Origin of the sequence: Thauera sp. SDU_THAU2 (assembly GCF_038260575.1) — a bacterium.
GTDB lineage: Bacteria > Pseudomonadota > Gammaproteobacteria > Burkholderiales > Rhodocyclaceae > Thauera.
Genome location: NZ_JBBWUN010000003.1, coordinates 588136 through 601247 on the forward strand (window position 1 = coordinate 588136; position 13112 = coordinate 601247).

14 protein-coding genes are annotated in these 13112 nt (G+C 63.3%); 4 read left to right on the top strand and 10 right to left on the bottom strand.

Features of this window, described 5'->3' with window-relative positions; genetic code table 11:
- The first annotated feature begins 1 nt into the window (after position 1).
- From AAFL97_RS03840 to AAFL97_RS03850, 3 genes are read left to right on the top strand one after another with little or no spacing between them, the layout of a single operon-like run.
- Positions 2–760 carry an SDR family oxidoreductase gene (locus AAFL97_RS03840; RefSeq protein WP_341643787.1) on the top strand — a complete coding sequence of 253 codons (759 nt, stop codon included), beginning with the start codon at positions 2–4 and terminating at the stop codon, positions 758–760.
- A gap of 13 nt (positions 761–773) precedes the next feature.
- Positions 774–2363, top strand: coding sequence for a FadD3 family acyl-CoA ligase (locus AAFL97_RS03845; protein ID WP_341643788.1), 1590 nt, complete (start codon positions 774–776; stop codon positions 2361–2363).
- A gap of 46 nt (positions 2364–2409) precedes the next feature.
- Complete coding sequence (locus AAFL97_RS03850; RefSeq protein ID WP_341643789.1) at positions 2410–3645, top strand: NADH:flavin oxidoreductase; 1236 nt, start codon at positions 2410–2412, stop codon at positions 3643–3645.
- Between the two features lie 202 nt (positions 3646–3847).
- Here AAFL97_RS03850 and AAFL97_RS03855 read toward each other — a convergent pair whose 3' ends face one another.
- From AAFL97_RS03855 to AAFL97_RS03870, 4 genes are all read right to left on the bottom strand, one after another.
- The gene (locus AAFL97_RS03855) at positions 3848–4105 is read right to left on the bottom strand and encodes a type II toxin-antitoxin system Phd/YefM family antitoxin (RefSeq protein WP_341643790.1); all 258 of its coding nucleotides are present in this window, start codon (positions 4103–4105) and stop codon (positions 3848–3850) included.
- A 155-nt stretch (positions 4106–4260) separates the two neighbouring features.
- The gene (locus tag AAFL97_RS03860; protein ID WP_341643791.1) at positions 4261–4551 is read right to left on the bottom strand and encodes a hypothetical protein; all 291 of its coding nucleotides are present in this window, start codon (positions 4549–4551) and stop codon (positions 4261–4263) included.
- Positions 4552–4769: 218 nt separating this feature from the next.
- Complete coding sequence (locus AAFL97_RS03865; RefSeq protein WP_341643792.1) at positions 4770–5528, bottom strand: SDR family NAD(P)-dependent oxidoreductase; 759 nt, start codon at positions 5526–5528, stop codon at positions 4770–4772.
- 55 nt (positions 5529–5583) lie between these two features.
- Positions 5584–6384 (bottom strand): enoyl-CoA hydratase, encoded by an 801-nt coding sequence (locus AAFL97_RS03870; RefSeq protein WP_341643793.1) that lies wholly within the window; start codon positions 6382–6384, stop codon positions 5584–5586.
- Positions 6385–6566: 182 nt separating this feature from the next.
- On the opposite strand from AAFL97_RS03870, the gene AAFL97_RS03875 reads away from it, so the two are divergent.
- Complete coding sequence (locus AAFL97_RS03875; RefSeq protein ID WP_341643794.1) at positions 6567–7346, top strand: SDR family oxidoreductase; 780 nt, start codon at positions 6567–6569, stop codon at positions 7344–7346.
- Positions 7347–7538: 192 nt separating this feature from the next.
- On the opposite strand, the gene AAFL97_RS03880 is transcribed toward AAFL97_RS03875, so the two are convergent.
- The 6 genes from AAFL97_RS03880 to AAFL97_RS03905 all read right to left on the bottom strand — a co-directional run bounded on the left by AAFL97_RS03880 (position 7539) and on the right by AAFL97_RS03905 (position 13013).
- On the bottom strand, positions 7539–7895 hold the full coding sequence (locus AAFL97_RS03880; RefSeq protein WP_341643795.1) for a type II toxin-antitoxin system RelE/ParE family toxin: 357 nt from the start codon (positions 7893–7895) through the stop codon (positions 7539–7541).
- Positions 7892–8158, bottom strand: a complete 267-nt coding sequence (locus AAFL97_RS03885; protein WP_341643796.1) for a ribbon-helix-helix domain-containing protein — start codon at positions 8156–8158, stop codon at positions 7892–7894. The genes AAFL97_RS03880 and AAFL97_RS03885 overlap by 4 nt, the downstream gene beginning before the upstream one ends.
- Positions 8159–8294: 136 nt before the next feature.
- On the bottom strand, positions 8295–8474 hold the full coding sequence (locus AAFL97_RS03890; protein ID WP_341643797.1) for a hypothetical protein: 180 nt from the start codon (positions 8472–8474) through the stop codon (positions 8295–8297).
- A gap of 367 nt (positions 8475–8841) precedes the next feature.
- The gene (locus tag AAFL97_RS03895) at positions 8842–10329 is read right to left on the bottom strand and encodes a M81 family metallopeptidase (RefSeq protein ID WP_341643798.1); all 1488 of its coding nucleotides are present in this window, start codon (positions 10327–10329) and stop codon (positions 8842–8844) included.
- An 11-nt stretch (positions 10330–10340) separates the two neighbouring features.
- Positions 10341–11651 carry an MFS transporter gene (locus AAFL97_RS03900; protein WP_341643799.1) on the bottom strand — a complete coding sequence of 437 codons (1311 nt, stop codon included), beginning with the start codon at positions 11649–11651 and terminating at the stop codon, positions 10341–10343.
- Between the two features lie 51 nt (positions 11652–11702).
- Positions 11703–13013, bottom strand: coding sequence for a D-serine ammonia-lyase (locus AAFL97_RS03905; RefSeq protein WP_341643800.1), 1311 nt, complete (start codon positions 13011–13013; stop codon positions 11703–11705).
- Between the last annotated feature and the right edge of the window lie 99 nt (positions 13014–13112).

Below are 13112 nucleotides of genomic sequence, written 5' to 3' on the forward strand. Positions count from 1 at the left end.
CATGGCAGGACGAATCGAAGGCAGGATCGCGCTGGTCACCGGCGGCGCAAGCGGCGTGGGCCGCGCCACGGTGGAGGCTTTCGTGCGCGAAGGCGCGCAGGTGGTGCTGACCGACCTCAACGTCGAGGCCGGCGAGGCGCTGGCGGCGGAACTGGGCGGCAAGGCGTGTTTCATCCGCCAGGACGCGGCCTCGGCCGCCGACTGGGACATGGTGGCCGCGACCGTGCGCGAGCGCTTCGGCCGCCTCGACATCCTGGTGAACAACGCCGGCATCCTGCTCAAGGGCTCGATCGAGGATGCCACGCTGGACGACTGGCAGCGCCTGATGCGGATCAACGCCGACAGCGTCTTCCTCGGCTGCAAGGCCGGCGTGGCGCTGATGAAGGACGGCGGCGGTTCGATCATCAACATCTCGTCGATTGCCGGCATCGCCGGCCGCGACGACTATGCCGCCTACGGCGCCTCCAAGGCCGCGATCTCCGGCCTCACGCGCGCGGTCGCCGCGCATTGCCGCCGGGCCAAGTATCGCATCCGCTGCAACTCCATCCATCCCGACGGCATCATGACGCCGATGACCGCCGGCAGCTATCCGCAAGGCGTGGACCCGGCGCGCTTCACCATCGATGCCGACCCGATGAACCGCGCCTGCCTGCCGGCCGACGTCGCCGCCGCGATCCTGTTCCTCGCCGAGGACGGCTCGCGCGCGGTCAATGGCATCGAGCTGCGCGTCGACAGCGGCCAGTTCGTCATGAGCATCTGAGGCGCGGCGTCCCATGACCGAAGCCTTCGTTCCGCCGCTCGCCCGCAGCCTGCCCGCGCTCGTCCTCGAAGCCGCGGCCCGCCACGGCGAACGCATCTTCATCGAGGACGGCGACACCCGCATCGACTATGCCGGCCTGCCGGCCCGCGTGTTCGCCGTCAGCCGCGCCTTGATCGCTCACGGCATCGAAGCCGGCGACCGGGTCGCGATCTGGGCGCCCAACCGCGCCGAATGGATCATCGCCGCACTCGGCATCCACTGCGCCGGCGCGGCGATGGTGCCGATCAATACCCGCATGAAAGGCGCCGAGGCCGCCGACATCATCGGCCGCAGCGGCAGCCGTGTCCTGTTCGTCGTCGACCGCTTCCTCGACACCGACTACCCGGCGATGCTGGCCGGCTGCCGGCCGCCGACGCTGGAGAAAATCGTCGCCATCGGCGAGGCCGGGCCGCACGCGGATACCGACTGGGCGACTTTCCTGGCCAGCGGCGCAGGCATCGACGAAGCCCGGGCCCGCGCGCGTGCCGAGGCCGTTCGGCCCGGCGACATCTCGGACCTGATGTTCACCTCCGGCACCACCGGTCGCCCCAAGGGCGTGATGAGCGCCCACCACCAGGTCATCCAGGCCTTCATCGCCTACGTGCAGATCGCCGGCATCCGCGCCGGCGACCGCTACCTGATCGTCAATCCCTTCTTCCACACCTTCGGCTACAAGGCCGGCTGGGTCACCTGCCTGATCGCCGGCGCCACCGTGCTGCCGCATCCGGTGTTCGACGCCGAGGCGGTGTTCCGCCGCATCGAGGCCGACCGCATCAGCGTGCTGCCGGGGCCGCCGACGCTCTACCTGTCGATGCTGGCTCATCCCGGGCTGGCGCAGACCGATCTGTCCAGCCTGCGCGTGGCCGTCACCGGCGCCTCGACGATCCCGCCGGTGCTGATCGAGCGCATGCGCCGCGAACTGGGCTTCGACGTCGTGCTCACCGCCTACGGCCTGACCGAATGCGGCGGGCTGGCGAGCTGCTGCGAGGCCGACGACGACGCCGAAACCGTCGCCCTGACCAGCGGCCATGCCATTCCCGGCACCGAGCTGCGCATCGTCGATGCCGACAACCGGCCGCTGGCCGCCGGCGAGACGGGCGAGATCTGCCTGCGCGGCTTCCACGTCATGCAGGGTTATTTCCAGGACGACAAGGCCACCGCCGAAACCATCGATGCCGAGGGCTGGCTGCACACCGGCGACGTCGGCACGCTGGACGCGCGCGGCTACCTGCGAATCACCGGCCGCCTCAAGGACATGTTCATCGTCGGCGGCTTCAACTGCTATCCGGCCGAGATCGAAGCCGCCCTGACCGAGCACCCCGCGATCGCCCAGGTGGCGGTGATCGGCGTGCCCGACGAGCGCATGGGCGAAGTGGGCTGCGCCTGCGTGGTGCCGCGCCCCGGCCAGACGCTGGACGAAGCCGGCCTGATCGCCTGGTCGCGCGAGCGCATGGCCAACTACAAGGTGCCGCGCCTGGTGCGCTTCTTCGACGCGCTGCCGGTCAATGCGTCGAACAAGGTCGACAAGAACGAGTTGCGGGCGCAACTGCGTGTTCCTGCGTGAAGCCGTCGCGCCCCCTGCCAGTCCCGCCCACGCCAGCGAGGTGCACATGAACCGGAACCCGGATCGCGACACGCTGTTCAGCCCGTTCAGGCTGGGGCCGATCACGCTGCGCAACCGCTTCATCCGCGCCGGCGCCAACGAGGGCATGGTGCTCGACAGCGCGCCGACCAGGGCGCTGCTCGAACACCACCGCAGCATGGCTGCCGGCGGCGTCGGCCTGACCACCGTGGCCTATGGCGCGGTCGCCAAGGTCGGCCGTACCTTGCCCAACCAGGTGTGGATGCGCGCGGAAATCCTGCCCGACCTGAAGGCGCTGGCCGACGCCGTGCATGCCGAAGGCGGCGCCATTTCCTACCAGCTCACCCACGGCGGCTCTTTCGTCACCTCGGTGAAGGTCGAAGGCCCGACCATGAGCGCCAGCGGCGGCTTCAACAAGGCCGGCTTCATGCGCGGCAACCTGCGCCAGCGGGCGATGACGCGCGCCGACATGGACCTCGTCATCGGCCAGTTCGTCGCCGCCGCCGAGCTCTGTGCCCAGGCGGGTTTCGACGCGGTCGAGATCCACATGGGCCACGGCTACCTGCTCAACCAGTTCATCTCGCCGCTCTCCAACAAGCGCCGCGACGAATACGGCGGCAGCGCGGAGAACCGCGCGCGCTTTCCGGCCGAAGTGCTGCGGCGGGTCAAGGAGAAGGTCGGCCAGCGCATGGCGGTGCTGGCCAAGATCAACGTCGCCGACGGCGTGCCCGGCGGCGCCACGGTGGACGACGCCATCGTCACCGCACGCCTGCTGCAACAGGCCGGCGCCGACCTGCTGGTGCTGTCCGGCGGGCGCAACATCGAATCGGGCTGGTTCATGTTCGGCAGCAACTTCGACATGGACGAAATGAAGAAGGTGCTCAAGGGCAGCTGGCTGACCGGCTTGATGATGAAGGCCGCGCAGTTCGGCACGCCCAAGGTCAGCTTCCGCGAGATGTACTTCCTCGAATATTCGCGCCGCATCCGCGCCGCGGTGGATGTGCCGCTGGGCTACCTCGGCGGTGCGCGTTCACTGGCCAACGCCGAGCAGGCGGTGGCCGAAGGCTTCGACGCGTTGGTGATGGCGCGGCCGCTGATCCACGATCCGAAGCTGATCGACAAGTTCCGCCGCGGCGAAACCGCGGTGTCGGGCTGTACCAACTGCAACCGCTGCATTCCCTACATCTACCACCCGGCCGGCACCATGTGCGTGCTGAACCCGCCGAACGATCCGGCGCTGAACCGGGTGAGGGCGGCGGGCTGAGCGGCCGGATCGAGTTTCAGGGACTGCCGGGAGTATTCGTCTTCGCAAACGGATCGAAAACCTCAATGCCCAGCGTCTTGAAGTCCGCAGCACAGAAACAGGTGCGTATCAGCTACGGACCGCAGCGACGCCACCACGCCTCCATGGGGCTTGGGTTTGCGCAGCTCAGAGACGACATTGGTGTCCAGCAGGTACATGCTCGTCACCGCAAGGCTTCGACCGGGCGCCGCCTGGCTCGTCCGCGAGGCGGGACAAGCATTTCGGCGCGGGCCTGGTCGGACAGCAGCAACTGCTTCAGCGTCGGGCGCGCAGCGGCCTGCAGCCTCAACCATTCCTGCACGGGGACCAGTACGGCGGTTTCCGTACCGCGCCTGGTCACCATTTGCGGCCCCTTGGACAGGCAAGCGTCCAAGAACTCGCTGAATCGCACTTTCGCATCTTGCTCCTGCCATGTACGCATGATTGATCTCCTCAATCAGCCTAGTCATGTGACCAGTTTGGAAGGGAACAGGATCGGCTGTCAAAAGCTGAGTCGGCATAAGCGGGCGGAAGGCCCAATAGAGCGGGTGGCTGCTTTCATGCAGCTTCCTGGCGCTTGGTGAGGCACGAAGATCGTCATCCTGCCTTGGGGGCTGGGAGCTTGGAGTATTTGTCCTTGGGATTGAGAAACTCCAGGACGAAGGGGGCCTTGATAGCCTGCTCGGGCGTGATGGTGTCGCCGGGTTCTGCTACCTCAGTTTTCTGCAACACGGCTGCCTTGTTTCGGGACAGGGCGATGCGCTCGTAGAACTGGCTGTTGATCTGATGATCGAGTTGCCGCACCGACCAGCCGTAGCGGAACTCTTTCGCTTCATGGAAGGTGCGAGCCAGCGGGTAACGGTCCAGACGCCGTCTGGAGATTCCCACGCCTAGCAGATTCTCCAGACACTGCCTGGAGAATCTGCGAATTGGGTCAAGCAAGGTAGAAAACCCACATCTGCCACAGGTTTTGACTGCTGAACCCCAACCGAGCAGGGTTGTCAGGTCTGCCGCGGCGAAACCGCGGCGTCGAGCTGCAAGTGCTGCATTCCCTACATTTACTACCCGGCGAGCACCGTGTGCGTGCTGAACCAGAGGGGGCCGGATCAGGCGGTGATGCCGCCGCCGTTCAGCGGCACCACCTGTCCGGTCACCCACTCGGCCTCGCGCGAGGCCAGCCAGGCCACGCCGGCGCCGACGTCCGCCGGCGAACCGGCGCGCGGCACGATGCAGTTCTTGCGTGCCAGCTCCTCCGAGCCTTCCCAGTTGTTCATCGTGCCCAGCGACAAGGCATTCACATTCACGCCCTTGCGCCCCACCTCGGCGGCGAGTTGGCGCACGAAGCCGACCACGCCGGCCTTCGATGCCGCATAGGCGGCAATACCCATCGGCACCGCCGCGCGCCAGGACTCGGAAGTGATCGCCACCACGCGGCCCCATTTCTTCTCGATCATGCCCGGCAGCACGGCGTGGCAGCCGTTCATCAGGCCGTACATGTTCAGCTCGACGAAGCGCTGCCAGTCCTCGGGCCGCGACTCCAGGAACTTGCCGTAGCCCATGCCGCTGGTCGGCACGCCGGCATTGGAGACGTAGATGTCCACGATGCCGGCCTGCTCGCGCACCGCCGCGACCATTTTCTGCACGGCGTCATAGTCGGTGACGTCGGCCGGCGCGGCCAGTACCTTCAGCCCGGCTGCGCGCAGTTCGGCAGCGGCCGCTTCGGCGCGTTCGGCGAAGTAGTCGTTGATCGCCACGGTGGCGCCCTGGCGGGCCAGCGTTTCGGCCACGCCGCGACCCATGCCGCGGCCGGCGCCGGTGACGATGGCGACGCAGCCATCCAGTCTGAAGAGGGGAGAGTCGGACATCGCGTTCATCTTCCTTCGAGATTGGGGAACCGGGTGGAAAACTGCGGGAAGAAGCTCAGCGTCCTTCGAACTTCGGTGGCCGCTTCTCGATGAACGCCGCCATGCCTTCCTTCTGGTCGCGCGAGGCGAACAGCAGGGCGTTGGCGCGGCGTTCCATCGCCAGTGCGGCTTCGAGCGGCGCGTCCATGCCCAGCAGGATGCATTCCTTGATCTGCTCGGCGGCCAGCGGCGGCATCGCGGCGATGGTGCGCGCCAGCTCGATCGCGGTCGGGATCACCTGTTCATCGGGCACCAGGTCGCTGACCAGGCCGGCCGTCCAGGCTTCGTGCGCGCTGATCGGCTTGCCGGTCAGCGCCATGCGCATCGCCTTGGCCTTGCCGACGGCGCGCACCAGGCGCTGGGTGCCGCCGATGCCGGGCATGATGCCGATGCGGATTTCGGGCTGGCAGAAGCGCGCGCCTTCGCCGGCGACGATGATGTCGGCCAGCATCGCCAGCTCGCAGCCGCCGCCGTAGGCATAGCCGCACACCGCGGCGACGACCGGCTTGGGGCAGTGCTGGATCGGACCCCACACGCGCTCGGTGTGGCGCCGGGTGATCTCGATCGGGCCGGCGCCGGCCATGCTGGTGATGTCGCCGCCGGCAGCGAAGACCTTGTCGCCGCCGGTCAGCACGATGCAGCGCACGCCGTCGTCCGCCGCCAGCTCGGTGAAACGCTGCGACAGCAGCGCCTGCAATTCGAGCGACAGCGCGTTGGTGGCTTCGGGGCGATTCAGGCGCAGCAGCGCGACGCCGCCGTCCAGGCGTTCGAGCAGCAGCGAAGGGGACGGTGACGGCGGTGTGGCATCGGTGCTCATCGGGGCTCCATGCGGGTCTGCGGGGCGGTGGCCGCTCGGCGGCAGCACCGCTCCGGGCGGGATCGGGGACAGGGCGATTATTCCGCCCGCCGCGCAAGCCGCTCATCGTCCGTTCAGACGACGATGGGTAAAAGGGGCGAACCTAGACTCGCAGGCATCCAAACCAAGGCGGAGAAACGCGCATGAACACACAGGCTCTGGACTACCGTGGCAAGGTCGTGCTGGTCACCGGCGGCACCAAGGGCATCGGCGCCGGCATCGCCCGGGTTTTCCTGGCGGCGGGCGCGGTGGTGGCGGTGTGCGGCCGTAATGCGCCCGAGGCGCTGCCCGAAGCCGAGGGCAGGGCGGCCGAATTCTTCGCCGCCGACGTGCGCGACGTCGAATCCCTGCAAAACCTGTTCGCTGCGATTCGCGAGCGTTTCGGCCGGCTGGACGTGGTGATCAACAATGCCGGCGGTGCGCCTTTCGCGCTGGCCGACAAAGCCTCGCCGCGCTTCCACGAGGGCATCATCCGCCTCAACCTGATCGCGCCGCTCAACGTCGCCCAGCAGGCCAACGCACTGATGCAGCAGCAGGCCGAAGGCGGCGTCATCGTCTTCATCGGCAGCGTCGCCGCCTCGCGCCCGTCGCCCGGCACCGCCGCCTACGGCGCAGCTAAGGCCGGTGTGCTGTCGCTCGCGTCCTCGCTGGCGGTGGAGTGGGCGCCCCGGGTGCGCGTGCTCGCCATCAGCCCCGGCCTGGTGCAGACCGAGCAATCCCACCTGCACTACGGCGACGAAGCCGGCATCGCCGCTGTTGGCGCCACCATCCCGGCCGGCCGCATGGCCACGCCGCAGGACATCGCCGACGCCTGCCTGTACGCCGCCTCGCCGATGGCCGCGTATTTCGCCGGCACCAACCTGCTGCTGCACGGCGGCGGCGAGCGGCCGGCTTTTCTTGCGGTTGCCAACACGGGAACGTGAGAGCGCTGCCCCACGAATTTCGTCTTCCAATGTAGCCAACACTGGCGCCGCGGGCAGAAAAAAGCCCGACCGACAAGGGTTGGGCTCTGAATGAACGGTGGCGGACGGATGCCGATGCGATTCCGTCTTTCTCGATCGAATAGTCACGCAGCGGGTGTGCAAGGTCGAAACAGCGCAATCCGCGGCAGCCCGTTACGACTTGCGCTTCAAGCTTTCGATTTCAGCGAGGAATGCGGGCGTCAGCTCAGTGATCAGGGCTTCGATATCGCGCGCTTGGTGTTGCAGGGTCAGCACTGCAATGCCTTGCGGGATGACGTCGTAGATGAGGAAATGGCGCTGCGCCGGAGTCATCAGGAAAGGTGCTGAACGATACTGGCGCAAGCGACCCGTCTCCGGGTTTGCCGCCGTGTCTTTCATCGCCGCATACAGGTCAGAGACGTAGCGGTCAGCCACATCGTTGCCCCATTCGCGGCGCGAGCGGGCATGGATCGAACGCAGGTCGAGGGCAGCCCGACGCGTCAGGAAGAAGCGGGCAGCAGGCTTCGTCACCAGCCGCTGGCTTCCTTCTGGTCGAGCAAGGCCATGTCGGTCTTGAAATCGCCGCTCGACTCGAACACGCGGCCAGCAGCCAGATCGCGGTAGCCGGCGAGGATGGCGTCTTGCACAAACTGGCCTTCGCGCCGCTCCATGTCGCGGCGGATCAGGTCGCGGACGTATTCGCTGGGGGTTTCGTACAGGCCGGTGTCGCCGACCATGCGACTCACGAACTCGGCCAATGGCCGGGACAGGCGGGCATTGATGCGTTCAGACATGGGAATCTCATCGCTTGGCTTCGGTGGAACATTGTCGCACGGGTGTGCCATTTGTCGCAAATATTGCCCCAGTTATGCCATTCGGACCGCAACAATCTTGAGCTACGTGACCTTGATGACCGGGTGTGGATGCTCGTCATTTCTTCGCGATCGCGTGCGTGAGCTGCTGGTCGATGTCGCGGCCTTCCGCGTCCTTGTCGCGCAGCATGACATCCAACGACAATGAGGTCGTGTCGCTCCCCACCGTTCGTGTCTTCATCAGCACATCGGCCGCGAGCCCGGCATCGGCCAACAAATTTGCCAGCTCGGCCGGCACTTCGCAGGCCCCGCCGCCGGCTACGTGGGGGAGGGTATCGACAGGGGAAATTCAGCGTCGTAGACACGTGATCTATCGTTTGTGAATCGTCTGGCTTGGTTGGGCACAAGGCTTCTACCGCGCCGGTGTCCTGCTTTCTTTGGCTGAACTGGCGAGAAAGCGTTGCAGCCGGCTTTACAGGCTGACCTTCGCTCCTGGGATCAGCCTGTGCCCCGTTTTGAGTTCGTCAGGACCGATGTCGGCAGAGCTGGTGATGCCCCACGGTATGGCAAGAAGGCTGCAATTTCATCGAAACAACCAGTGTTGTTCTCAGAAGGTGCAGCCTACGTGCGTACATCATGGAAGCACAGATTGTTGGCAAGGGCGGCTAATATTCGATATTTTCCTCGATTGGCCACGCGGCTTCGGCCAATTGTCGACGCGGAAAGGAAAGAATGTCGGCTGAGCTCAGCCCGAGGCTATCTACAGTAATGATCTGAGCTGCCAGCGGATTGAACGCCGCGCGGAAATGGTTGGCTCCTTTAAGTGCGATCACCTTGCGGGCGAGCGCGTCGATGCCGTGCATCTGGAATGGCTCGATGTCATAAATCTGTTCAGCACGGGAGGCAAGCACCACATCCACGCCACCAATCGTTAACCGGCACATGGTGCCTAGATCAAAGTGCACTCCGGAAAACATCGAACCGGGTCTATTGTAGAAACGGCCATCCGTAATCGCGCGAACGTCAGCCTCTGCTTCTATAGGCTGCCCTTGCAACGGTCCGAGCTTGCCTCCGAGACGAACCTTTATCCTTGAGCCGACACCGGCTGATACGGCCTGCCCAACAGTTTCAGCGTCATTGATTGAAGCAAAGCAGCACGTGCCGGGAGGCGGCGCAGCGGCAAGCAAAGCCCGAAGCAAGAATGTGCCGTCCCCTGGGGTGCCGCCACCTGGATTGTCGGCATATTCATTGATCACCACCGGGCCAGAAGGCGCGGCCAACGCACGAGCCACGCCTTCTTCAGGTGTCAGCATTTTGGGACGGAATTCGTCGCGATGGTTCCAAATCCATGCAGCAACCTCGTCGGCACAACGTGCTGCCAGATCCCTGTCGCCATCAGTCGTGCAAACCACCGATGGAAAAGGCCGTGCAATATCCGCGTATGGGAAACCATGGAACCAGGAACAATCTATCACGCCAGGCAAGGCGGCAAAACGTGAGCATAAATCGTTGACGGCTGCGGGTACAAAACCGGGATCGGTTGGCACGATATAGGGCAGCATTGGCAATTGCCGCATTACCGTAACCGGCTTCAATGCCCCGTGGGCAATGCGAGCCAGTAGCTCTACAGTCTCTTCACCTCTGACGCCGAAATCTGTATGTGGGTACAGGCGGCATGGCAAGGTAAGTTGGCAGTTCGCCACCATCTCCTGTGTCAAATTGCCATGAAGGTCGTAGGCCGCAGCGATCGGAACGTCCGAGCCCATCACGGCACGCACAGCAGCGGCCAAGTCCCCCTCGATGTCCTCAACACCGGCCGCCACTCCGGCCCCATGCAAAGCAAGCAGGACACCATCCACCGGCAAGGCGCTGCGCAACCCGTCAATAATGGCCTGTTTCATCGTCAGGTAGGCGGACTCTGCAATGGTTCCCGAGGGCGTCGCCTGGCCTAGAAAGACGGGCACCAACTCTATTCCAAGACGAGCGGCGCCGGCGATAAAACCACCTACCTGGTGATTCGTGTCGGAGAAGGCCGAGATGACATCCTCGCCGGCATAGCGCTCGAAAGCTGCTAGCTGTGTCTCCCCGAAGCTATCTACAGCATAGGTGTTGGTTTCGTGAATAATGCCCGCAATAGCAAAGCGCAGTCTCATTTTCCCTCTCCTTAGCGATTGACTTGGCGGGGGTTGAAGCTGAGCGTCAGTGCCGCTGCGCCTAGCATGCATGCTGCAATCACATAAAGAGCCGGGGAAGTGCTATGCGTGGTTTCGCGTATCCAGCCGATGAGATAGGGGCTGACGAATCCTCCCAAATTGGCCAGGGAGTTAATCAGGCCGATGGCTGCAGCGGCCGTGGCTCCTCCGAGGAAGGCGGTAGGCAAGGTCCACATGATGGGAGAAAAACTGATGATCCCTGCCGCAGCAACAGATAGGGAGATGAGGGCAAATGCCAAATTGTTTCCGGCAAAGGTGCTGGCAATCAAGCCAGTCGCTCCGACGACAAGGACACCGGCCAAGTGCAAGCGCCTTTCACGCAACCTATCGGAGCTCCAGCCGACGCCGACCATCGCAACAATGGCAACCAGATAAGGTATTGCGCTGTAGTAGCCGACCGCTGCGGTATCCGCGACTCCCGCTTCCCTGACCAGTGTGGGCAGGTAAAAACCCAGCGAGTACAGGCCCATCATCGCTGCAAAAGTAATCATGATGATCCTCCAGACTCGCCAATCGCGGAAGACGGCTGCCAATGGCACAGAGTCACGCTTGGCGTTATCACGATCGAGATCGCTTCTGATCAGATTGCGTTCCTCCTGTGTCAGCCAACGCGCATCCTCAACCTTGTTATCGAGGATAAGCAGTACGGCAATGAAAAGCGGCAGCGTCGGCAGCGCTTCAAGCAAAAACATCCATTGCCAGCCGTGATGTCCATAAAAGCCATCGAAGCTAGCCATGATCCATCCTGACAAGGGATTGCCGATGATGCCGGCGACTGGAATGCCAGCCTGGAAAATTGCCGTCATCTTGCCGCGTCGATGGTTCGGGAACCAGTAGGTGAGATAAAGAATCACCCCCGGGTAAAATCCAGCCTCCGCGATACCCAGCAGAAATCTCAAGGTATAAAACTGCCAGGGCTCCGTCACGTAGGCCATCATGCCGGACAGAATTCCCCAGGAGATCATGATTCGAGCAATCCAGAAACGTGCGCCGACACGATGCATGATCAGGTTGCTCGGGACCTCGAATACCATGTATCCAATGAAGAACAATCCCGCCCCCAAGCCGTAGGCCGCTTCGCTGAAACCCAGGTCTGCCATCATATTGAGCTTGGCAACCCCGATATTCACGCGGTCGAGATAAGCGACCACATAGCACAGCATCAGGAAGGGAATGAAGCGTAGCGCTACCTTTCGATAGGTGGTATCGGCGAACCGCTGCTCTGCATCGCTTGCAGGCAGCGCTTGATCACTTGATTGCATATCTTATCTCCTCTAATTTATCGTTTGTTTCGAGACGCTGGAGTGCGCTCGTTATTGCTTTGCCGAACTGAGCAAACTATGGCCTCGTGCCAGGAAGCGGTCGTACTCATTGGCAGGAACAAGCGACCCGCCTGTGCTCCATAGGACGTGCGTCGCATCGTCGAGCCGGTTCATCAAGCCATGGCGCACCAAATACTCTCGACCGGCAGAGCTGTTGCATATCCACTCTGGACCAGGTAGAGCTGCGGCTGCGGATGGCTCCACCGCAATCGATTCGGTATCAGCGAGAGCCGCAACGCCGCGGAACAGATCGTCGTCCGTTACGGTAAACACGCCGGATAGTTGTGCTGCCATCAGAGGTGCAACTAAAGGCGATGCATCACCAACTGCCAGGCCATCAGCTTCGGTCCGGTTATCGAGACCAATTTCATAGACTGGCAATCGACGACCAGCTGCCAGCCTGAGCAACATGCAGGGCGAAGCGGTCGGCTCGGCGAAGAAGCAGTGCACATGGGCGCCGAAAATAGCTTTCAGCCCGAATGTGATACCGCCAGGAGCTCCGCCCACACCGCAAGGCAGATAGACAAAAAGCGGGTGATCGGCGTCCACGGGGCGATTCAATTCTGCCAACTGGGCAGCTAGCTCGCGGGCGGCGGCGGCATATCCAAGGAAAAGGAGACGAGAGTTCTCATCATCGACGAAATGGCAATGGGGGTCTGCATCGGCCGTTGCACGCCCGGCATCGACCGCAGCACCGTAGTCGCCAGCATGCTCGATGACTTCGACACCCCGTCGGCGCAGGCGCTCTTTCTTCCATTCCTTGGCGTCGGTGGACATATGGACGACGGTACGGAAGCCCAATGCCGCTGCGATGACTCCAATAGCCAGCCCAAGGTTGCCGGTACTGCCTACGGCAATCGCGTGCTGTGAGAATAGCGCTCGCGCCTCGGCGCTTTTCAGGACGCTCAAGTCATTCTCACGACATATTCCGGCATCGCTGGCAAGCGACTGAGCATAAGCAAGAACCTCATGGAATCCACCGCGTGCCTTGATTGAGCCAGCGACTGGCAGCGCGTGATCGGCCTTCAGCAGCCAAGTACCGCTCCCTGCGAGGCGCTTCTGAAGTTGAGGCACAGGCTTCAAAGGAGATGTAATGCAACCGTTTTCTCCCAGCTCGGGGAATAGTGCTGAAAGCAGGCCTGAACTGGAGTGCAGCCGAATCTCGGCTGCTTTTACGTCATCTGACGTCGGTGCATCATCGGGCAAATTACCGGGATAGGCGGGATTGAACCAGCAAAGGGGTTTATGGTTTTGAAGAGATGCGACGAGTTCAGGAGAGAGTCCATAATCCAGTGTGTTCATACCTTGCTCTCGATCTGTTACGATGAAACAAATCGTAGTCGGCAAGCGATCGTTCCAACAGCGATAATTTCTACGTCTAGCATTAGTACGACTAATCTG